The sequence below is a fragment of the Saccharomonospora marina XMU15 genome (assembly GCF_000244955.1).
GTDB classification, from domain to species: Bacteria; Actinomycetota; Actinomycetes; order Mycobacteriales; family Pseudonocardiaceae; genus Saccharomonospora_A; species Saccharomonospora_A marina.
The window spans coordinates 3792356-3817282 of record NZ_CM001439.1; the positions used below are offsets into that span (position 1 = coordinate 3792356).

The 24927-nt window shown below is 69.2% G+C and carries 20 protein-coding genes; 4 read left to right on the forward strand and 16 right to left on the reverse strand.

All coding sequences use genetic code 11. From position 1 onward, the window contains the following. Positions 1-35: 35 nt before the first annotated feature. A complete protein-coding gene (locus SACMADRAFT_RS17945) occupies positions 36-929 on the reverse strand; it encodes a coiled-coil domain-containing protein (RefSeq protein ID WP_009155250.1) in 894 nt (297 codons plus the stop codon). Between the two features lie 179 nt (positions 930-1108). Between SACMADRAFT_RS17945 and SACMADRAFT_RS17950 the strand changes: the two genes are divergently transcribed. Next, positions 1109-1507, forward strand: coding sequence for a hypothetical protein (locus SACMADRAFT_RS17950; protein WP_009155251.1), 399 nt, complete (start codon positions 1109-1111; stop codon positions 1505-1507). Between the two features lie 44 nt (positions 1508-1551). Here the strand turns inward: SACMADRAFT_RS17950 and SACMADRAFT_RS17955 are convergent, their stop codons facing one another. Further along, positions 1552-2457 carry a carbamate kinase gene (locus SACMADRAFT_RS17955; protein ID WP_009155252.1) on the reverse strand — a complete coding sequence of 302 codons (906 nt, stop codon included), beginning with the start codon at positions 2455-2457 and terminating at the stop codon, positions 1552-1554. A gap of 148 nt (positions 2458-2605) precedes the next feature. On the opposite strand from SACMADRAFT_RS17955, the gene phoU reads away from it, so the two are divergent. Then, positions 2606-3253: a phosphate signaling complex protein PhoU gene (gene phoU, locus SACMADRAFT_RS17960; protein WP_009155253.1), complete on the forward strand. Its 648-nt coding sequence runs from the start codon at positions 2606-2608 to the stop codon at positions 3251-3253. Next, complete coding sequence (locus SACMADRAFT_RS17965) at positions 3250-4695, forward strand: wax ester/triacylglycerol synthase family O-acyltransferase (protein ID WP_009155254.1); 1446 nt, start codon at positions 3250-3252, stop codon at positions 4693-4695. The genes phoU and SACMADRAFT_RS17965 overlap by 4 nt, the downstream gene beginning before the upstream one ends. A 14-nt stretch (positions 4696-4709) precedes the next feature. Here SACMADRAFT_RS17965 and SACMADRAFT_RS17970 read toward each other — a convergent pair whose 3' ends face one another. Further along, on the reverse strand, positions 4710-5195 hold the full coding sequence (locus SACMADRAFT_RS17970; RefSeq protein ID WP_009155255.1) for an anthrone oxygenase family protein: 486 nt from the start codon (positions 5193-5195) through the stop codon (positions 4710-4712). 254 nt (positions 5196-5449) lie between these two features. Between SACMADRAFT_RS17970 and SACMADRAFT_RS17975 the strand changes: the two genes are divergently transcribed. Beyond that, positions 5450-6562, forward strand: coding sequence for an NDMA-dependent alcohol dehydrogenase (locus tag SACMADRAFT_RS17975; protein WP_009155256.1), 1113 nt, complete (start codon positions 5450-5452; stop codon positions 6560-6562). A gap of 60 nt (positions 6563-6622) precedes the next feature. Here SACMADRAFT_RS17975 and SACMADRAFT_RS17980 read toward each other — a convergent pair whose 3' ends face one another. The 13 genes from SACMADRAFT_RS17980 to SACMADRAFT_RS18040 all read right to left on the reverse strand — a co-directional run bounded on the left by SACMADRAFT_RS17980 (position 6623) and on the right by SACMADRAFT_RS18040 (position 24918). Beyond that, on the reverse strand, positions 6623-7534 hold the full coding sequence (locus SACMADRAFT_RS17980; protein ID WP_009155257.1) for a methylenetetrahydrofolate reductase: 912 nt from the start codon (positions 7532-7534) through the stop codon (positions 6623-6625). A 94-nt stretch (positions 7535-7628) separates the two neighbouring features. Continuing rightward, positions 7629-9086: an adenosylhomocysteinase gene (gene ahcY / locus SACMADRAFT_RS17985; protein WP_009155258.1), complete on the reverse strand. Its 1458-nt coding sequence runs from the start codon at positions 9084-9086 to the stop codon at positions 7629-7631. Between the two features lie 36 nt (positions 9087-9122). Continuing rightward, positions 9123-12671, reverse strand: a complete 3549-nt coding sequence (gene metH, locus SACMADRAFT_RS17990) for a methionine synthase (RefSeq protein ID WP_009155259.1) — start codon at positions 12669-12671, stop codon at positions 9123-9125. Between the two features lie 2 nt (positions 12672-12673). Next, positions 12674-13651, reverse strand: coding sequence for a carbohydrate kinase family protein (locus tag SACMADRAFT_RS17995; RefSeq protein ID WP_009155260.1), 978 nt, complete (start codon positions 13649-13651; stop codon positions 12674-12676). A gap of 184 nt (positions 13652-13835) precedes the next feature. Then, positions 13836-15035: a methionine adenosyltransferase gene (gene metK, locus SACMADRAFT_RS18000; RefSeq protein ID WP_009155261.1), complete on the reverse strand. Its 1200-nt coding sequence runs from the start codon at positions 15033-15035 to the stop codon at positions 13836-13838. Positions 15036-15074: 39 nt separating this feature from the next. Beyond that, on the reverse strand, positions 15075-16784 hold the full coding sequence (locus SACMADRAFT_RS18005; RefSeq protein WP_009155262.1) for a glycine/sarcosine N-methyltransferase: 1710 nt from the start codon (positions 16782-16784) through the stop codon (positions 15075-15077). Between the two features lie 729 nt (positions 16785-17513). After that, on the reverse strand, positions 17514-17747 hold the full coding sequence (locus tag SACMADRAFT_RS18010; RefSeq protein WP_009155263.1) for a biotin/lipoyl-containing protein: 234 nt from the start codon (positions 17745-17747) through the stop codon (positions 17514-17516). Further along, positions 17744-18772, reverse strand: coding sequence for an alpha-ketoacid dehydrogenase subunit beta (locus SACMADRAFT_RS18015; RefSeq protein ID WP_009155264.1), 1029 nt, complete (start codon positions 18770-18772; stop codon positions 17744-17746). The genes SACMADRAFT_RS18010 and SACMADRAFT_RS18015 overlap by 4 nt, the downstream gene beginning before the upstream one ends. 16 nt (positions 18773-18788) lie before the next feature. Beyond that, complete coding sequence (locus tag SACMADRAFT_RS18020; RefSeq protein ID WP_009155265.1) at positions 18789-19763, reverse strand: thiamine pyrophosphate-dependent dehydrogenase E1 component subunit alpha; 975 nt, start codon at positions 19761-19763, stop codon at positions 18789-18791. 97 nt (positions 19764-19860) lie between these two features. Then, positions 19861-20637 (reverse strand): IclR family transcriptional regulator, encoded by a 777-nt coding sequence (locus SACMADRAFT_RS18025; protein ID WP_009155266.1) that lies wholly within the window; start codon positions 20635-20637, stop codon positions 19861-19863. A gap of 167 nt (positions 20638-20804) precedes the next feature. Then, complete coding sequence (locus SACMADRAFT_RS18030; protein ID WP_009155267.1) at positions 20805-22100, reverse strand: alkaline phosphatase family protein; 1296 nt, start codon at positions 22098-22100, stop codon at positions 20805-20807. Continuing rightward, a complete protein-coding gene (locus tag SACMADRAFT_RS18035; protein WP_009155268.1) occupies positions 22097-23752 on the reverse strand; it encodes an alkaline phosphatase D family protein in 1656 nt (551 codons plus the stop codon). Before SACMADRAFT_RS18035 ends, SACMADRAFT_RS18030 begins: the two co-directional genes overlap by 4 nt. 233 nt (positions 23753-23985) lie before the next feature. Continuing rightward, positions 23986-24918, reverse strand: a complete 933-nt coding sequence (locus tag SACMADRAFT_RS18040) for a hypothetical protein (protein ID WP_009155269.1) — start codon at positions 24916-24918, stop codon at positions 23986-23988. Between the last annotated feature and the right edge of the window lie 9 nt (positions 24919-24927).

The window sequence follows — 24927 nt, forward strand, 5'->3', positions numbered from 1 at the left end:
TCCGCGCCACGGTCAGTCGCCGACGATACCTACCGTCAAGGGGCGCTGGACACCGCAGGCCCTCTGGTACGTGGCGAGGGCAACGTCGCCGACTCCTCCTCGCAGGCGGTGTCCTCCTCCGGCAGCGGTTCGGTCAGCGGCAACGCGTCGGCAAGGGCGGCACGGGCGCCGTTCAACTCGTCCGCGAGCCGCCTGCGCATCCCCTCCAGCGCGTGCACCCGGTCCGTCGCCTCGGCGACGATGCGCTCCGCCCTGCGGGTGGCCTGCTCGATCAGCCGTTGCGCATGCGCCCTCGCCGCGGCCTCCTTCTGCGCGATGGCCTTGTTCGCCTCGTCCCTGCGTGCGGCCAGCGCGACAGCGAAATCCCGTTCCAGTTCCTGCCGCCTGCGGGTGGCGCGCTCGTCCAGTTCCCGCCGCTGCCGCTGCGCCTGCTCCGCCGCGGCCTGCGCCTGCGACTGCACCCTGCGCATCAACTCGTGATGCTCGGCCTCCTGCTCGATCCGGCGTTGCTGAAGCTCGGCGAGCAACCGCCTGTGCCGCGCCCGCAGCCGGCGCGCTCGCCTGCGCTGCAACGCTCGTTTTCGTTCCGCCGCCGCCTCGGCGCCCGCGATGATGTCGGCGGCTTCCTCGTGGGCGAGCTCCACCATGTGCAGCATCCGCTCCGAAAGCCCGTCCGTCTCCAATGGTTCCCTGCAGACTCTGGCGAGCCGTCCGCGAAGTTTGTCGTTCTCCGAACGCAGCGCCTCCAACCGCTCGGCCAGTCGCTGCACACAGTCGGCCGCCGCGTCCCGGTCGGACGCCAGCAGCCGCAGCTCCTCGAGCATTCCGTGCACGTAGTGATCGACATGCTCGCGGTCGTATCCCCACAATGCCGGCCTGAATCCGGGTCCCGGCGGGCTCGGCCCGCCTGCGCCCATTGGGATCGTCATCTGCACCTCGCACGCCGTCGGCCCCGCCGACTCAACCCTAGTCCCATTGTTTCACTCGGCGCAGCAAGGGAATCTCCGAGAACTACCGGACAACCGGATGCCGCGCGGGTACCTCGGCCGACCATCGACATAGGAATGCCCGCCGCTGCCGTAGTCGCCGCGCAACCAACGGAGCGAGCATGGATTCGCCGACACCGAGCCAGACACCGAGCTGGCAGACCCTGAGCCATCAGCAGTGCCTCGGCGTCATCACGCGGCCGCCGCGCGGCCACATGGTGGTGGTGACGGTAGCCGACGCGGCAGCACTGGCGTTGCTGTGCGTGGTGAGCCCCGGCGGGGACGTCGTCGTGCCCACCGGCACCGATCCTCGGCTGGAACGCCTGGCACACGGCAAACCGGTGACCGTGGAGTTCCCCGAGGAGGCGGGCTACACCATCACCGGCGTCGGGCTCGCCTGCCCGCTCCGATACGAGGACCGCGTTCTCGCTCGTGCGGCCCTGCCGCGGTGGCACACCTTCGACCACGGAATCCGCGTCCTCGTCGCGCGCCTCACCGGAAACCGGGCTGTCCGGCGCTGAACGGTTCCTGCCGTGGCCGGGGCCGGGGCCGGGGCCGGGGCCGATCACATCCGCACCCGCGTGCCCGCGGCGCCGGCCAGCACCTCGCCCGCCTGCTCCACCGCACCGATGGCCGCCACCGTGCCGCCCGAGGCGAGGAACCGGCGAGCGGCCTCGACCTTCGGCGCCATCGAACCCTCCGGCAGCCCGAGTGCGACCAGTTCGGCGACCGTCGCCTCCGCGACCGGTTCCGCCTGTCCGGTGCCGAACCGGCGCTGCACCGCGGCCACGTCGGTGAGCAGCAGCAGCGCATCGGCCTTCAGTTCACGCGCCAGCAGCGCCGCGGAGAGGTCCTTGTCGATCACCGCCTCCACCGCGCCCGGTTGACAGCCGGGGTCGTCGAGCACCGGTATGCCACCGCCGCCCGCGGCGACCACCACCGCGCCCGACTCCAGCAGCCGCTCCACGATCGGCTGCTCGACGATGCGTACCGGGTCGGGCGAGGCGACCACCCTGCGCCAGCGCCGCCCGTCGCGAAGGAACGTCCACCCGCGCTGCTGTTCCAGCGCCCGGCTGTCGGCCAGCGAGTAGCCGGGGCCGATGAACTTCGTCGGCAGCGCGAAGGCCGGGTCCGACCGCCGCACCACGACGCGCGTCACCAGCGCCGCGACCTCCCGGCCCGGCAGTGCCGCGTCCAACTCGGCCGCGAGCCAGTACCCGATCATGCCCTGCGTCTGCGCGACGAGCGAGTCCAGTGGATACGGTCGCCGCAGTGCCGGGTCCGCCGCGCTCTCCTGCGCCAACAGCCCCACCTGCGGACCGTTGCCGTGCACGACCACCAGTTCCTCGCCGCCGAGTGCTTCGGCGAGCGCCGCCACCGCCCCGTGCAGGTTCCGTCGCTGCACGGCCTCGTCGGCGCGCTGACCCCTGCGCAGCAACGCGTTACCGCCGACGGCGGCGACAACCCTCACCGTCGCCCCCTGCCGGACCCTCGACCCACCCGCACCGTCATGCCTCCACCCTGCGTAGCCCGCGCGGTCGCGGACAGGGCCCCACGTCCCGTCGCCGTGCGACGTTGGGCCCTGTGAGCGGCCCGCGTGCCGCTCCTACCTTGCCGACATGCGCGAGTCCCGCGACTCCCACGACGCCCAACTCACGGCGTTCACGACCCGGCTGGCCGAGCTGGCCCGGCTGGCCGAGGGCGCGATGAACCGGGCGAGCACGGCGGTCGTCGCGGGTGACGCGGAGCTGGCACGGACGGTGGTGGCCGACGAGGAGTCGATCGTGGCGCTGCACCACCGGCTCGACGAGCAGGCGGTGGGGATACTGGCCGAACTTCGGCCGGTGGCCGCTGACCTGCGCACCATCGTGGCGGGCCTGCGGATGAGCGCGGATCTGGCGCGAATGGGGACGATGGCAAGGCACGTCGCCGAACTCGTGCCTCGGATGGCGCCTCGACCGGCGCTGCCCGCCGCGGTACGGCCCACCGTCGCTGCCATGGGAGAGACGGCGCAGCGGCTGATGGCGAAGGTGCGCGCCGCGATGGCAAGCCACGACACCGAGGCCGCGTACGAACTCGACCGCGACGACGACGAGATGGACCGGCTGGTCTCCTCGCTGTACCGGGACCTGCTGTGCGCCGACCACGATCTCGATGTCGAGGCCGTGCTGGAGCTGACGCTGTTGGGGCGCTACTACGAACGGTTCGCCGACCACGCCGTCTCGCTGGCACGCAGGGTGCTGTTCCAGGCCGGAGCCAACGGATGAGTAGCCCGGACGCCGTGGGGCGGGCCGTCGAGCAGGGCCGCAGGCGGCTGAGCCCGCTGGACGCGGCCTTTCTCGACGCGGAGATCGCCGACCGCAACGCCATTCTGGAGATCGCGGCGATCGCCGTCCTGCAGGGCTCGCCGCCGCCGCGGCAACGGTTCGTCGAGTCGCTCCGACCCCGGCTGTCCGCGGTGAGCAGGCACCGGCAGCGCGTCCGCAGGGTGCCGTTCGACCTCGGCAGGCCGTGGTGGGAGGACACCCACGTGGACTTCGACTACCACGTCAAGCGCGCGGCTCTGCCCGCTCCGGGCGACGACACGCAACTGGCGGACCTGGTCGGGATGGTGATGTCCGACCGGCTCGACCACGATCGCCCGCTGTGGCAGTGCTGGATCGTCGAGGGCCTCGCGGGCGGACGGTGGGCGTTGCTGATCAGGGCACACCACAGCCTCGCCGATGCGGTCGGCGGTTTCGCACTGCTCGCGGCGGTTCTCGCCGCCGAACCGCCGCGACAAGCAGCGCCGGAACAAGCAGAGTCGCCCGGGCCCGCGCCGCCGCCCGGTCCCGGTGAGCTGTGGCGGGCCGTCACCGCACTCGGCGGCCTGGCCGCGCCGCCGCTGCGCCAGGCGCGACGCTGCGCCGAGGCGCTGCGCCGTCCGGACCGGGTCGCGAAGGCGGTGGCGGCGACGGCGCGCGGGCTGGCAACGCTGGCCCGCGTCCTCGTGCCGGTGGCGCCCTCGTCGCTGAGCGGACCGATCGGGCGGCAACGCAGGTATCGCATCGGGCAGGCGCCGCTTCGCGACGTGACCGCCGTCGCGCGGCGCCACGGGGTCACGGTCAACGACGTGGTGCTGGCCGCGGTGAGCGGCGCGTTCCGCGAGTTGCTGCTGCGCAGGGGAGAGCGGGTCCACCCGCACCTGCTGCGTGCACTGGTTCCGGTCTCGGCACGCACCGCGAGGCGACCGCCCGGCGCGGGCAACCAGTTGTCGTGGCTGCTGCCGTTGTTGCCGGTGGACGTCGCCGACCCGGTCGAGCGGCTGAGCGTCGTGCACGAGCGGTTGGCGGGGCTGAAACACAGCCAGGAAGCGCAGGTGAGTTCGTCGCTGCTCGGGTTCGCCCGGCAGGGCCCGTTCCCGCCGCTGTCGTGGGCCGTGCGCACGGCCGCGCGGCTGCCGCAACGCAACATCGTCACCGTGGTCACGAACATCCCCGGCCCGAGGCAGCAGTTCCGGCTGTTCGGCGACGACCGGATCGTGCGGCTGCTGCCCTACGTTCCCATCGGACTGCGGCTACGCACCGGTATCGCCGTACTCAGTTACGGGGACACGCTGTCGATCGGGGTGACCGCCGACGCCCACAGCGTGCCCGACGCCGACGCGCTGGCCCGCGGTGTCGAGGACGGTATCGCCGAACTCGTTCGCGCCGGGCCGAAGTGGCGCTGAACGCCGTCACTCGGTCACACGGTGGCCAGCGAGACCGCGAAGCACGCCGAGGCGGCGAGCGCGGCCACCGTGCGGACGTGGTTGGCCGCACCCCACACCGGCACGTACCGCGCCCACAGCCGCGCACCTTCCTCGCTCTCGGCATCGACCCGCAGCAGCGCCTCGTTGCGCGGTACGTGCACCACCCCGGTCAGCACGAAGGCACCGAACACGTACAGCAGGCCGCCTGCCAGCGACCACGCCGAGCCGTCGTGGTCCCACCGCAACACCGCCGCCACCGCGAGCGCGAGGCCGAGCAGCGCCGCGCCGACGAACACCCCGAGAAACAGCGGGTTGAGCACCACCCGGTTCACCGACTGCATCGCCTCGATCCCCCGCGCCGCGGGCAGCCGAGCCAGCGCGCGCAGCACGAACGAGGAGAACGCGAAGAACACCCCCGCGACGAGCCCGCAGATCAGGGTCGCGAGCAGGGTCGCGGCGAAGAGCAGTTCGGCGGTCATGTCACGACAGCCAACCGGGACCGCGCCGCTCCCGCCAGCGTCGAAACGCTTCCTTCCATGCGCGAGCGTCTCGGGCGCGGTTGGGAAGCGCTCGCGCCCGGCACGCCGCCTCACTGCGGCGCGAGCGTCTCGCGCGCCGCTGGGAAGCGCACTTCCGTGAGGCGGATACCTTCTTGCTCTCACCGTGACCGGCTGCCAGGGTCGGTTCCGGCGCTCAGGGCCGCGCGTGCAGGCATCCCCGAAGGAGGGTCACGGTGAAGACGAAGGCAGCCGTTCTCACTGGCTTCCACCGCCCGTTCGAGATCATGGAGCTGGACCTGGAAGGCCCGAAGACCGACGAGGTCCTGGTCCGTTTCGTCGCGGCCGGGCTGTGCCATTCCGACCTGCACATGTCCGAAGGTGACATCCCGCCCCGGTTCCCCATCGTCGGCGGCCACGAGGGCGCGGGCATCATCGAGGAGGTCGGCGCGGGCGTCACCAAGGTCAAGCCGGGCGACCACGTGGTGTGCAGCTTCATCCCCAGCTGCGGCCACTGCCGTTACTGCTCGACCGGCAGGCAGAACCTGTGCGACCTCGGCGCCACGATCAGCGAGGGTTGCATGCCGGACGGGACGTTTCGGCTGCACTCCGGCGGAGTCGACTACGGCGCCATGTGCATGCTCGGCAGCTTCTCCCAGTACGGCACCGTCAACCAGGCCTCGGTGGTCAAGGTGGACGAGAACCTGCCGCTGGACGTGGCCGTGCTCGTCGGCTGCGGGGTGCCCACCGGCTGGGGCACGGCCATCAACGCGGGCGGCGTCCGGCCCGGCGACACCGTGGTGATCTACGGCATCGGCGGCATCGGGATCAACTCGGTGCAGGGCGCCGCGCACGCGGGTGCCAAGAACGTCGTCGTCGTCGACCCGATCGCGTTCAAGCGCGACACCGCGATGAAGTTCGGCGCTACCCACGCCTTCGCAACGGCGGAGGAGGCACAGGCCGCGATCGTGGATATGACCAGGGGCCAGTTGGCCGACCAGGCGCTGGTGACGGTCGGTGTGGTGGACGAGTCGGTGGTGGCGGCGGCGTTCGACGCGGTCGGCAAGGGCGGCGTCGTGGTGATCACCGGGTTGGCGAACCCGGAGAAGATCACGGTGCAGGTTTCCGGCAGCCTGCTCACGTTGTTCGAAAAGACGATCAAGGGTGCGCTGTTCGGCTCCTCGAACCCGCAGTACGACATCGGCAAGGCGCTCGACCTGTACCAGGCGGGTCAGCTGAAGCTGGACGAGCTGGTCACCACCAAGTACACCCTGGAGCAGGTCAACCAGGGGTTCCAGGACCTGGTGGACGGCAAGAACATCCGCGGCGTCATCGTGCACGAGCACTGATGGCCCGCCCGCGCGGTGGAGACGGTGGTGACCGCTCGCCGTTGAACGGTCACCACCCGCTCAGGGACGCCCCGCGAGGGCGAGTTGCGGTTCCGGCGAGCGCAGGCCCAGCCGATCCACCAGCTCACGGGTGGCCTTGGACCGGTTGAAGGTGTAGAAGTGCAGCTCGGGCACACCCTCGGCGAGCAACCGCTCGCACAGTTCGGTGATCACGTTCAGGCCCTCGGCGCGGAAGGCCTTCGGGTCGTCCGAAAGCGGCTCGAGCCGCTCCAGCAGCCAGCGCGGCGGCGTGGCGCCGGAAAGCTCGATGGTCTTGTGCAGGGTCCTCGGTGTGGTCAGCGGCATGATGCCGGGCAGCATCAGCGCGTCGGAGCCCGCCGCCGATACCCGATCGCGCAGCCGCAGGAAGTCCTCCGCCTCGAAGAACAGCTGCGCGATGGCGAAGTCGGCGCCCGCGCGCAGCTTGCGCACCAGGTAGTGGGTGTCGGTCTCCAGGTCGGCGGAGCGGGGGTGGCCGTAGGGGAACGCCGACACCCCGACGCAGAAGTCGCCCAGCTCACGGATGAGCCGCACCAGCTCCTCGGCGTAGTTGAGACCCTCCGGGTGCGCGACCCACTCTCCCATCACGTCGCCGGGCGGGTCACCGCGCAGCGCGAGGATGTTGTGCACACCGACGGCGGCGAAGTGCCCGATGACGTTGCGCAGCTGCGACACCGAGTGGTTCACCGCGGTGAGGTGCGCCATCGGCACCAGCGTGGTGTCGGTCGCCACCCGAGCGATGTTGCGGATGGTGCCTTCTCGGCTGGAGCCGCCCGCGCCGTAGGTGATGGACATGTAGGCGGGATCCAGTGGCTCCAGCTCGCGGATCGAGCGCCACAGTATCGCCTCGTCCTGCTCGTCCCTCGGCGGGAAGAACTCCACGGAAAACGTCGGGCACCCAGCGCTGTTCAGCCGATCGACGACCCTGCGCACCTGTAAAAACCCCCGTTGTCTCGTCCGTCTCGGGCAGTGTGCGCCGGTGTCGCCAGGGGCCGCCGCGCGGCGGCCCCTGGCGACACCGGTTCGCTCAGTAGCGGTAGTGGTCGGGCTTGTAGGGACCCTCGACGTCGACGCCGATGTAGGCCGCCTGCTCCTTGGTCAGCTTGGTCAGCTTCACGCCGAGCGCGTCCAGGTGCAGCCTGGCCACCTTCTCGTCCAGCTTCTTCGGCAGCACGTAGACCTGCTTGTCGTACTCGCCCGGCTTGGTGAACAGCTCGATCTGCGCCAGCACCTGGTTGGTGAAGCTGTTGGACATCACGAAGCTCGGGTGGCCGGTCGCGTTGCCCAGGTTCAGCAGCCTGCCCTGGCTGAGCACGATGATCGAGTGGCCGTCGGGGAAGACGTACTCGTCGACCTGCGGCTTGATCTCCACCCGCTTGATGCCCGGTGTCTTCTCCAGGCCCGCCATGTCGATCTCGTTGTCGAAGTGCCCGATGTTGCCGACGATGGCCTGGTGCTTCATCCGCGCCATGTGCTCGGCGGTGATGATGTTGAAGTTGCCGGTGGTGGTGACGAAGATGTCCGCGGTCTCCACCACGTCCTCCAGCGTCGTCACCTGGTAGCCGTCCATCGCGGCCTGCAGCGCGCAGATCGGGTCGATCTCGGTGACCACGACACGAGCCCCCTGGCCGCGAAGCGACTCCGCGGAGCCCTTGCCGACGTCGCCGTAGCCGCACACCACGGCCAGCTTGCCGCCGATGAGCGTGTCGGTCGCCCGGTTGATGCCGTCCACAAGGGAGTGGCGGCAGCCGTACTTGTTGTCGAACTTCGACTTGGTGACGGAGTCGTTGACGTTGATCGCCGGGAACAGCAACTCGCCGGTCTTGGCGAACTCGTACAGCCGGTGCACGCCGGTGGTGGTCTCCTCGGTGACACCCTTGATGTCCTTGGCGATCCGGGTGAACCGCTTGGCGTCGGCGGCGAGGCTGTTGCGCAGCGTGGCGAGGACGATCTTGTATTCCTCCGGGTCGTCCTCACTCGGCTCGGGCACCGCGCCCGCGGCCTCGAACTCCACGCCCTTGTGCACCAGCAGGGTCGCGTCGCCACCGTCGTCGAGGATCATGTTCGGGCCCTGGTCGCCGAACTGGAAGAGCTGGTCGGTGCACCACCAGTACTCGTCCAGCGTCTCGCCCTTCCACGCGAACACCGAGACGCCCTTGGGGTGCTCCGGCGTGCCGTCAGGACCCACGACCACCGCCGCGGCGGCCTCGTCCTGCGTGGAGAAGATGTTGCACGACACCCACCTGACCTCGGCGCCGAGTTCCACCAGCGTCTCGATCAGCACGGCCGTCTGCACGGTCATGTGCAGCGAGCCCGCGATCCTGGCTCCCTTCAACGGCTTGGCGGCCGCGAATTCCCTGCGAGTCGCCATCAGGCCCGGCATCTCGTGCTCGGCCAGCCGGATCTGGTGCCGACCGGCCTCGGCCAGCTTCAGGTCGGCGACGGCGAACTCGAGACCGTCCACCTTCTGCAACTTCGCGCTCATGATTTCCTTTCCTCGTCGTGGACTCGCGCCACATTCTCAGGTGTTGAAGTACTTGGCCTCGGGATGGTGCGCGACGATCGCGTCGGTCGACTGCTCCGGGTGCAGCTGGAACTCCTCGCTCAGCTCCACCCCGATGCGGCCCGGTTCGAGCAGTTCCACGATCTTCGCGCGGTCCTCCAGATCCGGGCAGGCGCCGTAGCCGAGCGAGAACCGCGCGCCCCGGTAGCCCAGCTTGAAGAACTCCCGCACGTCGTCGGGGTCCTCCTCGGCGACCGCCGAGCCGGAAGGGAACAGCAGTTCCTGACGCACCCGCCGGTGCCAGTACTCCGCGAGCGCCTCGGTGAGCTGCACCCCGAGACCGTGGATCTCCAGGTAGTCGCGGTAGGCGTCCTTGGCGAACAACTCGTTGGCGTAGTCGGCTATCGGCTGCCCCATGGTCACCAGTTGCAGCGGGAGCACGTCGACCTGACCGGTCTGCTCCGCCTTCTCCTTCGGCCGGAAGAAGTCGGCCAGGCACAGCCGCCGGTCCCTGCGCTGCCTCGGGAAGGTGAACCGCAGCCGCTCCAGCGCGTCCGGCTCGTCCTTGTCCAGCACCACAAGGTCGTTGCCCTCGGAGTAGCAGGGGAAGTAGCCGTAGACGATCGCGGCGTGCCGCAGGATTCCCGCCGTGGACAGCTCGTCCATCCACGCGCGCAGCCTGGGCCTGCCCTCGGTCTCGACGAGTTCCTCGTAGGAGGGGCCCTCGCCCTTCTTCGCCCCTCGAAGGCCCCACTGGCCGAAGAACGTGGCACGCTCGTCCAGCAGCGCGAGGTAGTCGGCCGTGGCGATACCCTTGATCACCTTGGAACCCCAGAACGGCGGGGTCGGCACCGGGACATCGGCGTCCACATCGGACCGTGTGGTGTCGTCGGTGGACGGTTCCTCGCCCTGCTCGGCCTTGCGCTTCTCGGCGATGCGCAGCGACCGCTTCCTGCGCTCCTTGCGTTCCTGCCTGCGCGCCTTCTCCTCGGCGTCCTCCTCGACGGCCTCGCCACGCTTGACGGCCATCACGTGGTCCATCAGCCGAAGGCCCTCGAAGGCGTCCTTGGCGTAGCGCACGTCGCCGTCGTAGACCTCGTCCAGGTCGTTCTCGACGTAGGTCCGCGTCAGTGCCGCGCCGCCGAGCAGCACCGGATACTTGTCCGCGACACCGCGCGCGTTCATCTCCTTGAGGTTGTCCTTCATGATGACCGTGGACTTCACCAGCAGCCCGGACATCCCGATGGCGTCCACCTTGTGCTCGTCGGCGGCATCGAGGATGGCGTTGATCGGCTGCTTGATGCCGATGTTGACGACGTCGTAGCCGTTGTTGGACACGATGATGTCCACCAGGTTCTTGCCGATGTCGTGCACGTCGCCCTTGACGGTCGCCAGCAGCAGCTTGCCCTTGCCGCCGGAGTCGTCCTTCTCCATGTACGGCTCGAGGTAGGCCACCGCGGTCTTCATCACCTCGGCCGACTGCAGCACGAACGGCAGCTGCATCTGGCCCGAACCGAACAGCTCGCCGACGACCTTCATGCCCGCGAGGAGGTTCTCGTTGATGATGGCGAGCGGGTCCTTCTCCCGCATCGCCGCTTCGAGGTCGTCCTCGAGGCCGTTCAACTCACCCTCGATGATGCGCTTCTCCAGCCGCTCCAGCAGCGGCAGCTTCGCCAGCTCCTCGGCTCGCGAGGCGCGCGTCGAGGACGCGGTCTTGCCCTCGAACAGCGACATCAGCTTCTGCAGCGGGTCGTAGTCCTGCGCGCGGCGGTCGTAGACCAGATCGAGCGCGACCTGCTTCGGCTCGTCGTCGATCTTGTTCATCGGCAGGATCTTCGACGAGTTGACGATCGCCGAGTCCAGCCCGGCCTCCCGGCACTCGTTGAGGAACACCGAGTTCAGCACCTGCCGCGCCGCCGGGTTCAGTCCGAACGAGACGTTGGACAGCCCGAGCGTGGTCTGCACATCCGGGTGGCGGCGCTTCAGCTCGCGGATCGCGTTGATGGTCTCGAGGGCGTCCTTGCGGACTTCCTCCTGACCGGTGGTGATCGGGAAGACCAGGGTGTCGATGATGATCGACGACTTGTCCATACCCCAGTTGGTGGTGAGATCTTCGATGGCGCGCTCGGCGACACGCAGCTTCCATTCCGCCGTGCGGGCCTGCCCCTCCTCGTCGATACAGGTGATCACGACGGCGGCACCGTGCTCGACGGCAAGCCGCATCACCTCGTCGTAGCGCCCGCCCGGCTCGGTGCCGTCCTCGTAGTTCACCGAGTTGATGGCGCACCGGCCGCCGAACCGCTCCAACCCGGCCCGCACCACCTCGGCCTCGGTGGAGTCCACCATGATCGGCAGCGTGGACGCGGTGGCGAGCCGGGAGGCCAACTCGGACATGTCGGCGGTGCCGTCACGGCCCACGTAGTCGACGCACAGGTCGAGCATGTGCGCGCCCTCGCGGGTCTGCGACTTGGCGATCTCCACGCAGTCGTCCCAGCGCTGCTCCAGCATCGCGTCACGGAACGCCTTGGAGCCGTTGGCGTTGGTGCGCTCGCCGACGTTGAGGATGGAGGCGTCCTGCCGAAACGGCACCGACTGGTACACCGACGACACCGAGGGCACGATCTCCGGCGTGCGCACCTTGGGTGACAGGTCGGCCACAGCCTCGCGTACCGCTCGGACGTGCTCGGCGGTGGTGCCGCAGCAGCCCCCGACGAGCCTGGCGCCGAACTCGGTGACGAAGCCGGCCAGTGCCTCGGCGAGCTCGTCCGGCCGCAGCGGATACACCGCCCCGTTGGGGCCCAGCTCGGGCAGGCCCGCGTTGGGCATCACCGAGATCGGCACCCGCGCGTGGTCGGAGAGCACGCGCAGGTGCTCACTCATCTCGGCGGGACCGGTGGCGCAGTTCATGCCGATGAGGTCGATGCCGAGCGGTTCCAGCGCGGTGAGCGCGGCGGCGATCTCCGAGCCGACGAGCATGGTGCCGGTCTGCTCCACCGTCACCTGGGCGATGACCGGTACGGTACGGCCCGCCCGCTGCATCGCCCGCTTTGCCCCGATGATCGCGGCCTTGGTCTGCAGCAGGTCCTGCGAGGTCTCCACGAGCACCACGTCGGCGCCGCCGTCGAGCAGGCCGAGCGCGTTGTCCACATAGGCGTCGCGCAGCTCGGCGAAGGTGATGTGTCCCAGCGTCGGCAGTTTCGTGCCCGGCCCGATGGAGCCGAGCACGAACCTGGGGCGATCCGGGGTGGAGTACTCGTCGGCGCACTGCCGGGCCAGCGACGTTCCCTTCTCCGCCAGCTCCCTGATGCGATCGACGATGTCGTACTCCGCGAAGTTCGCGAGGTTCGTCCCGAAGGTGTTGGTCTCGATGGCGTCGGAGCCCGCCTCGAGGAAGCCCCGGTACACCGAGGCCACCACGTCGGGCCTGGTCTCGTTGAGGATCTCGTTGCAGCCTTCGAGCTGGGCGAAGTCGTCCAGCGTGAGGTCGTGTTCCTGCAGCGCGGTCCCCATCCCGCCGTCGGCGACGAGGACTCGCCGCTGCAGTTCGGCGAGAAAGCGGCTCTCCATACTCACACCCGCAACTTCGACTCGATTTCGGCCGCGGCGTCGTTGCCGTACGCCCTGGCCGCGCGGTTGGAGAAGTCCGCACGGTCCAGCGGATACTCCTGCGGCCCTACCGTCTCGAGAACGATGCTCGCCAGTACGCAACCCACCTGGGCAGCCCTTTCCATCGTCATCTTACGACTGATTCCCCACAGGAACCCGGCGCGGAAGGCGTCGCCGACACCGGTCGGCTCCACCGGCTCGATATCGGGAACGGCGTTGATCGACACCGGGTCGTGGCCACGGCCCTCGATGCGCACACCACGGCCACCGTGCGTCATCACCCAGGTACCGACGCGGTCCAGCACCTCGTCGGTGGACCAGCCGGTGTGCTTGAGCAGCAGTGAACTCTCGTACTCGTTGGTGAACAGGTAGGTCGCGCCCTCGACGAGCTGCTTGACGTCCTCGCCCGGCATGATCGCCAGCTGCTGGGAGATGTCGGCGGCGAACGGGATGCCCCGCTGCCTGCACTCCTCGGTGTGGCGCAGCATGGCGTCGGGGTCGTTGGGCGCGACGACCACGAGGTCGAGGGAGCCGACCCGGTCGGCGACGGCCTGCAGCTCGATCTCCCTGGCCTCGCTCATCGCTCCCGCGTAGAAGGAGGCGATCTGGTTCTGCGCCTGGTCGGTGGTGCACAGGAAGCGGGCGGTGTGCTTGTCGGCGGAGACGTGCACGGACTTGGTGTCCACGCCGTGCCGCTCCAGCCAGGATCGGTAGTCGTCGAAGTCGTGGCCGACGGCGCCGACCAGGACGGGAGAAAGACCCATCCGGCCGAGCGCGAACGAGATGTTCGCCGCCACCCCGCCCCGCCGGATCTCCAGGTCCTCCACCAGGAACGACAGCGACACGTTCTCCAGCTGGTCGGCGACGAACTGCTCGCTGAACTTGCCGGAGAAGGACATCAGGTGGTCGGTCGCGATGGAGCCGGTCACCGCTATGCGCATTCGGGCACACTCCTCCTGTTGTGGCTGTGGGGCTTCTCCGGTGGCCGCAGCCTACCCAGCGGTTGGCTCGCGGCTTGCGAAGACGCCGGTGTCCGCGCGGGTGCGCGTGGCGGTGGGTCCGTCGGCGGCGGGGAGAAACCGCCGCCGACGGACCCGCCCGCTTGGTTGGGGCGTCGGGCAGACGCTACGCCTTGGCGGCGTCCTTGAGCGCGGGTGCCCGGTCGGTGCGCTCCCAGGGCAGGTCCAGGTCGCCGCGCCCGAAATGCCCGTAGGCGGCGGTCTGCGCGTAGATCGGCCGCAACAGGTCCAGATCCCTGATGATCGCGGCGGGCCGCAGGTCGAACACCTCGTCGATGGCCTTCTGGATCTTCTCCGGCGCGACCTTCTCGGTGCCGAAGGTCTCCACGAACAGACCCACCGGAGCCGCCTTGCCGATCGCGTAGGCCACCTGGATCTCGGCGCGGTCGGCCAGGCCCGCGGCGACGATGTTCTTGGCCACCCAGCGCATCGCGTACGCCGCCGACCGGTCCACCTTCGACGGGTCCTTACCCGAGAACGCGCCACCACCGTGCCGCGCCATCCCACCGTAGGTGTCCACAATGATCTTACGACCGGTCAGCCCCGCGTCACCCATCGGCCCGCCGACCACGAACCGGCCGGTGGGGTTGATGAGCACCCTCGGCTCGGCGGCGTCGAGGCCGAGCGACTCGATCTCCGGGTTGATGACGTGCTTGGTCAGGTCGACGGCGAGCATCTTGTCGAGGTCGATGCCCTCGGCGTGCTGGCTGGAGATCACCACCGTGTCCAACCGCACCGGCTGCTCACCCGCGTACTCGATGGTCACCTGCGTCTTACCGTCCGGACGCAGATACGGCACCGTCCCGTTCTTACGCACCTCGGTCAACCGCCGCGACAACCGATGCGCCAGCGCGATCGGCAGCGGCATCAACTCCGGCGTGTCCGAACACGCGTAACCGAACATCAAACCCTGGTCACCGGCGCCCTGCTTGTCCAGGTCGTCCAGCGCGTTCTCCAACCGCGTCTCGTAGGCGGTGTCCACACCCTGCGCGATATCGGGCGACTGCGACCCGATCGCCACGTTCACCCCGCAGGAGGCGCCGTCGAACCCCTTCGCCGAGGAGTCGTAACCGATCTCCAGCACCGTCTCGCGAACCAGGCTCGGCACGTCCACGTAGGCGTCGGTGGTGACCTCACCGGCGACGTGCACCTGCCCGGTGGTGATCAGCGACTCCACGGCGACGCGGCTGCGCGGGTCGGCGGCCAGCATCGCGTCCAGGATCGTGTCACTGATCGCGTCGCACATCTTGTCCGGGTGACCCTCGGTCACGGACTCGCTGGTGAACAGCCTTCGATTAGCAGTCACAATGCATCCTTGTCTGTTGTCGGCGAGGAAATTTCGAACTCAGGCGCGAACGTGGAAGATGCCCCACGCGAGGTTGCCCGCGCGGCCGCCCTCGACCCAGTTCTTCAGCCCCGTCTTCATCCGCGTCAGGTACTCGTCACTCACGCTGCCGGAGAGCTCGTCGTGACGCCGCTGTGTCTCCTCAAGCACCCGACCATAGTGGGTCGCCAGCTGGGGGGTGTGGTCCTCGAACTCGATCGAGCTCATCCCGAGCCGGTGCAGCTCGCGCTCGTAGAAGCCGGGTGAGCCCATGCTGTCGAGGTGCAGTCGCTCGAGGATCGGCCGCAGCGCGGCCTTGTCGCAGTTGTCGGCCGCCATCGGGTCGGTGAAGACGAACTGGCCCCTCGGCTTGAGGACCCTGGTGACCTCCTGCAGCACCCGGACCCTGTCGCCGCTGTGCAGCATGGCGTCCTGCGACCACACGACGTCGAACTCGTTGTCCTCGAAGGGCAGGTCCTCGAACGAGCCGTCGACCACGTCGATGAGGTCGGCCAGTCCCTGCTCGGCGTTGTAGGCGCGGTTGCGCTCGTTCTCGACCTCGCTGAGGTTGAGGCAGGTGACCCTGCAGCCGTAGGTCCTGGCGAGGTAGCGGGCGGCGCCGCCGTAGCCCGCGCCGATGTCGAGTACCCGGTTGGAGGCGCTCAGCCCGAGCTTGCCCGCCATCCGCTCGACGGTGCGCACGCTGGCGGGCGCGATGGGCTCGTCAGGAGTCTGGTAGAGGCCGACGTGGATGTCCTCGCCACCCCAGATGGTGTAGTAGAAGTTGTCCGCGTCGTCGGAGTTGTAGTAGTCCCGCGCGACGTTGACGACCGTCGAGTAGTTCGCCGATTCATCACCGGAATTCACGTAGTTCTTCTCCGCGACGTGGATGAGGAAGTCAGGGTCCTCGGCGGTGAACGTCTCCTGGAAGTCGCCGTAGGTCTCCACCCGCTGGAACCCGACCTCGCGCAGCAGCCTGCGCACGTAGTCCTTGCGAAGCGGGAACATGTTCAGGTGGTACTGCGAGCCGTCCGGGAACTGGTACCGGAACCGCGCGAGGCCGTCGTCGACGTACTCCGGCTCCGCGGTGACTTCCTCACCGCAGTAGTAGTAGGTGTGCTTGCTGGAGAACCCGTTGTCCAGGATCGCGTCGTAGTTGCGCTGGTCCAGGATCAGGATCCCGTCGTGCTTGAGCACCGCGTAGAACTCGGCCAGTGCCTTGCGCCTGTCCCGCTCGGAGAACAGGTGGGTGAAGGAGTTGCCAAGGCACACCACGGCGTCGAACTCGCCGTGAACGTCGCGGTTGAGCCAGCGCCAGTCGGCGTGCACGACGCGCAGGATGTGGCCGCCGTAGTTGAGGCCGTTCTCGAAGGCCTTGGCCAGCATCTCGGCGCTGCCGTCGGCGCTGACGGTGTCGAAGCCCTCCTCGATGAGGCGAACCGAGTGGAACCCGGTGCCGGTGGCGACGTCGAGCACCGACTTCACGCCGCGTGACTTGAGCAGGTCGACGAAGAAGCTGCCCTCACTCTCGTAGCGCTTCTTCCAGTCGATCAGGTCGTCCCACTTCTCGACGAAGCCCTTGACGTACTCGTTCGTGTAGTGATCGGTGTCCCGCACGGTCAGCGGGTCCGAGCCGAACGCCTGCGCGGGATGGGCCGTGATCTCAGCCTGGTCGTTGTCCACGATGCCGGCCGATGTCACCTCGGTTGGGCCGGACCTAGAATCATTCATTGCGCTTCCTTCCACGTTCGGCCGGACACACAGCTCCTTTTCGACGATTCTCGACGAATCCGCTTTCACACGGTCGGCATTCCTCCTCGCTGTCGGCGCGCGCCTTTTTGGCAAGCCGGAAAAGGGCGCGCGAAAAGGCAGGCCCGCGACTGGCTAAATTCGCGGTCGGCGTAATTGCGGCCTGCAACATGCGTCGAGCGCAGCCTGGTGCCCGAGTCCGACGGACTCGATCCCTCACCCCGACTCGGCGGGATTGCGGTGCATCCGCGTCGATGATCTCCGCAAACCGCCGTCACTCAATCTATTGATCCCGACAGGAAAGTATCAATGGGTCAATTGCGTGACGTGCGGTTTCACCCCACGTATAACTTTGGGTGGGCGGCATCCGTACCGCTGGGCGCAACGCGCACACCGCCGACCGACTCCCAGGACAGGCATACTGCGTGGTCGTCGCGCTGTTTCGACCGAAAGTCGTTGGCCTCTTGACAGCAACACCAAGCGATTGTGTGCCAGACAACAAGGTCACCCGTTCGGCGGAGCAGGTGCCCGAAAACTCTACTTTGGGTCGGTATTGACCGGTTCCTTTAGTCCGCCAGCCTGACATCTCGTCGGCCACTTGAGTTCGTAGCGTATCCAGCAACATGTTGCGCATAGGACAACAATTGCACAGTCGAACACCGCCGGTGCACTGTCGTGCACCGGCGGTGTCCACACTCGGGGCGCAGACTGTTACTCGATCTTTGCGATCACAGCGCCCTGCCGGACCACGTCGCCCTCCTGCACCCGCAGCCGCAGCACCCCCGAGGACGGCGCCGGGATCTCCATATCAACTTTGTCCACCGCCACCTCGGCGATGAGCTGCCCCTCGGAAACGGATTCGCCGTCGGCGACGAACCAGGTAGCCACGGCGCCCTCCGCATTCGGATCCTCCGCCGAAACCTGCGGAAAAACCACATCGGTCATGCGCCGACCATTTCTTCGACAGCCGCGCGAATTCGGGCCGGCGTGGGCAGCACAGCGTATTCCAACGAGCGCGCGTAGGGAATGGGTACGTCCGGAACCGCCACCCGCGCGGGCGGCGCCTTGAGCACCGATGGGTCACGCTCGGCGACCCGTGCCACCACCTCGCCGGACAGCCCGAACGACAGGTAGTCCTCGTCGACGACGACCAGCCGCCCGGTGCGAGCCACCGACTCGAGTACGGTGTCGGTGTCCATCGGCACGAGGCTGCGCAGGTCCACGACCTCGCACTCGATCCCCTCACCGGCGAGTTCGTCGGCCACGTCGAGCGCGTGGTGCACCGACAGTGACAGCGTGACGATGCTGACGTCGCGCCCCCGCCGCACCACGTTCGCCTTGCCGATGGGTACCTCGTACTCCTCCTCCGGCACCGGTGCCACCGAACGGGGGTTCTTCGCCATCCACGGCAGCCCCATCACCCCCTTGTGGAACATGTACACCACCGGGTTGTCGTCGCGGATCGCCGAGATCATCAGACCCTTGGCGTCGGCGGGCGTGCTGGGAACGACCACCTTCATCCCCGGCAGGTGCGCGAACGTGCCCCACAGGCACTGCGAGTGCTGCGCGCCGTCGGAGTAGCCGCCACCGACCGCCGTGGTGATGACCATCGGCACCTTGACGTTGCCGCCGGACTCGAAGTGGATCTTGGCCATGTGGTTGTAGATCTGGTCCATGCAAACGCCGAAGAAGTCGGCGAACATCAACTCGGCGACGGGCCGCATGCCCTCCACGGCCGCACCGATGGCCGCGCCGATGAACCCGGTCTCCGAGATCGGCGTGTCCATCACCCGTTGCGGGCCGAAACGGTCCAGCAAGCCGGTCGTGGAGCTGAAGATGCCACCGTAGGAGCCCACGTCCTCCCCGAGCAGGAAGACGCCGGGATCGCGCTCCATCTCCTGTGCGATGCCCTCGACCATCGCCTTGGCTGTGCTGAGCTTGCGGCGCGAAGGCGCCTCGGTCACGGTCATTTGCTGCTCCCTGCCCTCACGCGAACACGTACTCGAGTGCCGATGCCGGCTCCGGTTGCGGGCTGTTCTTGGCGAACGCGATGGCGTCCTCCACACGCTTCGTGGCGCGCTCCCGCGCCGCGCGCACCCCGTCGTCGTCGAGCAGACCGTCGGCGCGAAGGCTCGCCTCGAAGGTGGGGACGGGGTCGCGGCCGGGCACTCCTTCCAGATCGGTGCGGTAGGCCTGCGCGTCACCCTCGAAGTGACCCCACAGCCGCAGGGTGTGCACCTCGAGCAGGCTGGGTCCCTCCCCCGCCCTGGCACGGGCGATCGCCTTGCCCGCGGCCTCGTGCACCGCCTCGACCGAATTGTCCTCGACGCGCTCGCCCGGCATGTCGTAGCCGGCCGCGCGCACGGCGTTGGAGGTGACGCACGTCGAGGCGCTGCGGGGCACCGAGATTCCCCAGTCGTTGTCCTCGATCACGAACACCACCGGCAGCTTCCACAGCGACGCCAGGTTCAGCGCCTCGTGGAAACCGCCCTGGTTGGCCGCGCCCTCACCGGTCACCGCGACGGCGACCCGGTCGGTGCCCTTGCGCTGGAACGCCAGTGCCTGCCCCACCGCGGGCGGGTAACCCTCCGCGATGATCCCCGAGCACGAGAAGTGCACGTTCGGGTCGAACAGGTGCATGTGCCCGCCCCTGCCCCTGCCGAGACCGTCGACGCGGCCGAAGATCTCGGCGGTCATCCGGCGCAGATCCACGCCGTGGGCGATGGCGAAGTGGTGGGGCCTGTGGGTAGCGGTCACCGCGTCGTCGCCGGTGAGATGAGCGCACACGCCCGCGGCGACCGGCTCCTGCCCGGCCGACAGGTGCATCTCGCCGGGGATCGCACCCGCCCCGATGTCGAACACCGGCTTCTTGTCAGCGTGGTACTCCCGCAGGATCGCTTCCTCGAAGGTGCGGATGAGCACCATCATGTCGTACAGATCGACTCTGACCTGTGGTTCCATGAAACCTCCCTGACGTCGGGATACTCACTGTCCGCCCGGTGCGAGCACACGGCAACGGCGCGGATTTCAGATGGTGATAACGCTTCGGGCCGCCCGCTCAGCGGGCATCCGGGCCGGTGAGCGCGGCCTGGTTCGGCGCGATCGCCAGCGCTCTCGACAGCCGGTTCGCCGCCCTGCGCATGGCTGCCGCGCCGCTGATCGCCGACGTGTAGCGGCGGGCGGGCATCGAGATGGCCACCGCGCCGAGCACCCCGGGCGCGCGTACCGGAACCGCCACACACGCCGTGCCGAGCAGGTACTCCTCCCGTTCGCCGCTGATCTCCGAGCCCAGACTCAACCGCTGCTCCAGCGCCCTGCGATCGGTGACCGTGTGCGGGGTCAGGTCGACGAGGCGGTGCCGGGCCAGGTAGTCGGCGCGGGCCGCGGTGTCCAGACAGGACAGAATGCACTTGCCGAACGCGGTGGCGTGCCCTGCCTCGTGCACGCCCACCCACAGGTCCACCCGCTGCATTCGGGGACCGTCTGCCACGTCGACCAGCTCTATCTCACCGTCCTGGTACAGCGACAGGTAGGTGGCGCTGCGCAACTCGTCACGCAGCGCCGCGAGCGCGGGCCGGGTCCTGGCCAGCGCAGTCTGCACCGGGCTGCGCCTGCCGAGTGCGTCCACCCGGTCGCCGAGCACGTACCCGTCGTGCAGCTTGAGCAGGTAGCCCTCGTGAACGAGGGTGCGCAGCAGGTGGTAGGTCGTCGGCAGCGGAAGGTCGAGTACGCGGGCCAGGCTCTTCGCGGTGACGGGCCGGTCGCTGGCGCCCACGGCGTCCAGCAGGTGCAGCGCACGCCTGACCGACCCGATCAGGGTTGGGGTCGCAGTCACCGGGCCGCCCTTCACGCCGAGCCGATCTCGATGCGACCAAGCATGCGACCGTCCTGATGGGTGCACAAGTGGAACCGGAAGAGCTACCCCGTCCCGGTGACGTCGCAGGGAGTGCAGGCAGCCGGTCTTGGCCGGGGCGGTTCGCCGCCCCGGCCAAGACTCGGCGATCAGCGACCGGCGAGCGCGGCGAGTTCGAACGCCTCCAGCCCGGCCGTGCCGTCGTAGCCGCCCTCGGGTTCGGCGAGCGCGAACAGCGCACCCACCGTGGGCGCCACGTCGACGGTCCTCGCGGGAGCCGAGGAGGCGCTGCCCGCACGCACGGCGGGGTGCCCGCCTGCGACGAAGAACGGAATCGGCTCCGTCGCCGGGTGCCCGTGGTTACCGGGAATCGGGTTCGACCACACCCGCGGGTCGGTGAACCGCCAGCCCGCGCGGCAGTACACCACCAGGTCGCCCGCCTCCGGCCCCAGCCGCAGCAGGGAAGGTTCGTGCGCCGACAGCACCCCGTCGGTGGCCAGCGCCACCTCCCGCATCCGTGCCACCGCCTCGGCACGCTGCCCGGCGGGTCCGGTGAAAGTCAGCAGATCCGCGCCGCCGTTCTGCGCGATCGCCACCTTGCCCGCCAGCAGCGGGTCGGCCTCGAGCCTCGGCGCGAGTGACACCACCCGGTGCGGCAGCGACCAGTCCATCGAGTGGTCGGCGAGCACGAGCAGCACGGCGGAGTCCCACCGCCCTGACCGGCGCAGCCGGTCGACGAAGCGGCCGATCAGCAGGTCGGTGGACCACAGCGCGGCCGTGCGGGCCGCCCGCAACGTCGTGCCGGTGAGGTCGACGTGGCCGACCCGGTCGACGTCGCCGAAGTTCGCGAACACCAGGTCCGGGTCCGACTCCTCCACCATGGCGATCAGCGCGTCGGTCGTCGCCGCGTCCGGCGCGTGCCCGCTGACCGGCACCACCGGGGACGGCTCCCAACGCACGCTGGCCCGCTCACCGAAGATGCCGTACAGGTACTCCTTGCTCAGCACGCTGCCGGTCACCCGTCCCTGCGCGGCCAGCCGGTCCAGCAGTGTCGGCGCGCGCAGGTCGCTGGCCCGGTCCAGCGTGCGAACCTCGCCGAGCGCGCGGTCGAAGACCGAGTTCGCGGGCACACCGGAACGGTCGGGGCGCAACCCGGTCATCATCATCACATGGTTGGGGATGGTCTCCATCACCGGCAGCGAACGGGCGGCGGTGAAGTGGGTACCCGAGTCGCGCAGCGTACGCAGGTTGGGAGTCAGCACCGGGTCGACCTCTTCCGGACGCAACCCGTCGACAACGAGCACGTACACCCTCGGCCCTACGGGCGGGCGGGCGGCCCTGGCCGCGGCGGTGGACAGCACCACCGCCGCCGAGGTGCCCGCGGCCACGGTGAGGAAGCGGCGCCTGCTGAACGCTGCCGTGCCGCTCGTCGATCCCGCCGTCACAGTTCCTCCCACACCCGTACGACGTGCTGCGTTCCGGCGTCGACCCGAAACGACGCGGCCCGCCGCACCGCGCTGTCGGCGTCCTCGCGATCGGCGAGGACGAAGGAGTCCATCCGCACCGCGCTGGGCGTCACCTCGACCACGGAGTAGCCGTGTGAGTCCAACTCGACGTGCTTGACGTGCGGGTTGGCCACCCGGATGGCGGCCTCGAGGGCCAGCGACGCGGTCCTTGGCGCAACGCCGAGGATGTCGTCGATGTTGTCGCTGGTCACCGACGTGCAGACCAGCTCGGTTCCCACCGAGGCACGGTTGAGCGGGTAGGTCAGCGGATCCGACGGCAGCTCGGCGGCCCAGCAGGTGTGGATGTCGCCGGTGAGGAACACGGTGTCGCGCACTCCGTTGTCACGCAGCGCGGCGAACAGTTTCAGCCGGTCCGCCGTGTAGCCGTCCCACTGGTCCACATTGATCGGTACGCCCGTCACCGGCCCGGTGAGCTGCGACAGCGCGTGTAGCTCTGCTGTGGACAGAGTTGAGGGGAACCGCACGGGCGAGATCATCACCGAGTTGCCGACGAGCTTCCACTGCGCCTGTGCCGTGGTGAGCCCGGAGGTCAGCCAGTCGAGCTGCTGCGCGCCGGTAATGGTGCGGTCCGGGTCGGCGATACCGGGGTCGAACGGATGCGCTGGCTGCTCGCTGCGATAGGTTCGAAGGTCCAACATGGACAGTTCGGCGAGCGTGCCGAACGTCAGCCTGCGGTACAGCCTGCCGCCCGGCTCGTAGCGCACCGGCATCCATTCCGCGTAGGCCCGCTGCGAGGCGGCGCGGCGGCTCGCCCACGTCCCCTCGTCCGGCTCGGTGTGGTTCTCTGCCCCGCCGGACCAGGCGTTGTTGGCGGACTCGTGATCGTCCCAGGTCACCGCGAACGGCACGCGGGCGTGCAACTGTTGCAGGTCCGGGTCGGTCTTGTACTGGGCGTGCCTGCGGCGGTAGTGCTCGAGCGTGGTGATCTCCAGCGGCGGATCGTGCGGCCGGAGCACGGCGTCGGCCGCGGCGTCGTCGCCCGGTCCGTACTCGTAGAGATAGTCACCGAGGTGGACAACCAGGTCCAGGTCGTCGCGCTGTGCCAGGTGCCGGTACGCCGCGAAGTACCCGGCCTGCCAGTTGGCGCACGACACCACACCGAGCCGCAGCCGGTCGACCGCGCTGCCGTCGGCGGGTGCGGTTCGGGTGCGGCCGACCGTGGAGACGGCCGAGCCGTAGCGGAAGCGGTACCAGTAGGACGTCGCAGGCCGCAGCCCGGCGACGTCGATCTTGACGGTGTGGTCCCTACCCGGTCCGGTGCGAGCCGCGCCGCCCGCGACGATCGCCGTGAACCGCTCGTCCAGCGCCACCTCCCAGGACACCGTGACGTCCGGACCGACCCCGGAACCGGGGACGGACTCCGGTGTCGGGGTCACCCTCGTCCACAGCAGCACGCCGTCCGGCAGTGGATCTCCCGACGCCACCCCGTGCGCGAACGGAGGTGCTCCGGCCCGCCCGGCCTGGGCCGCGTGCGCTTGGCCACCCAGCACCCCGGCACCTGTCACCGCGGCGAGCGCGCCGCCTGCGCGCAGTACATCTCTTCGAGTCACCGACTTCACGACAGCGCACATTGCACCAAGCGCTACGCCATGTCACTACCCGTCGGTAACTGTTAAGCCCGACTTCGCCTGATCGACGCAGTGCGCTACGCCGCTCGGACGGCAAGCGCCCCGGTGCCGCTGGGGGTTCAGCACCGGGGCGCCCATGCAGCCGGACACCTTGGGGAGGGTCAGAGGTGCCCGGGCGAGCCACGGCATAACATGAAACATGCGCCGGTTCGGCTCACGTTTCAGCATACGTCATGTCATTGCCGTTGCATAGGTTTGCATTCCACCGCATTCCAGTTGACGGAGTGGCGCCGGGCGTCGCGCTCGAAACTCATCCGCACGCGCTCGGCGGCATACGCGTAGACGTCGGCGAGCGCGGCGGTTTCGCCGACGTCATGTTGGGCGAGGTCGTAGTCGTCCCACAACGCCGCCACCCGCGCGGGCCCCAGCGTGCACGCCGGGTGCACCCAGCGCCCGTCGGCTGCGGCATGGCCGTCGTCCGGCTCCAAGGCGGCCACGACACCCAGCGGGCAGCCGGTGTGGCTGACGATCGTCGAGGCCAGCTCCTGCGCCCTCGACTCGGCCTCGCCCGGCCCTGCCAGGAACAGCACCTGATGACAGCAACGCCACAGCCCCAGCCGCACGTGGTCGGGCACCCCAGACCTCGCGGGCCAGTGACCCTCCCCAGGGGCTGCGCATTCCGGCCAGTCCGGCCGCTCCGCCGGGATGAGCGCCCGCGCCCTCGCCGCCCGCAACGCCCGCACGTACTGGTCGACGTGAGCACGCTCGAACGCGCCGAAGGGCGCGCGGTCCTGCCGGTGATCCAGCGCTTCCAACGGGTAGTCGACATCGACCCCGGCGACACTGCCCTCCCGCAGTGTCGGCCTGCCCAGCGCGTACAGCACCGGCGCGTCGCCGACGCGATGGTAGGGGCGGCGAAGGTAGCCGCACAGCCGCCACCGAGCGTCGGTCCAGTCCAGAGCGGCCACCTCGACCCGCACCCTGAGCACCCACAGCCGTACGAACCGGCCGTTGCGCCTTGCCTCCCACGCCTCCACGTAGCCGGCCTCCCGCCGGGCGGCTTCCGCCTCCTCGCGGCGGTCACTCGGCGCGTAGCGGCCCGCCCGTTCCCTGGTGTCCGTCACGGCGCAGGCCAACGGTGTCCAGTCACTCGCACCGCTCAGCGCCACGACCGGCAC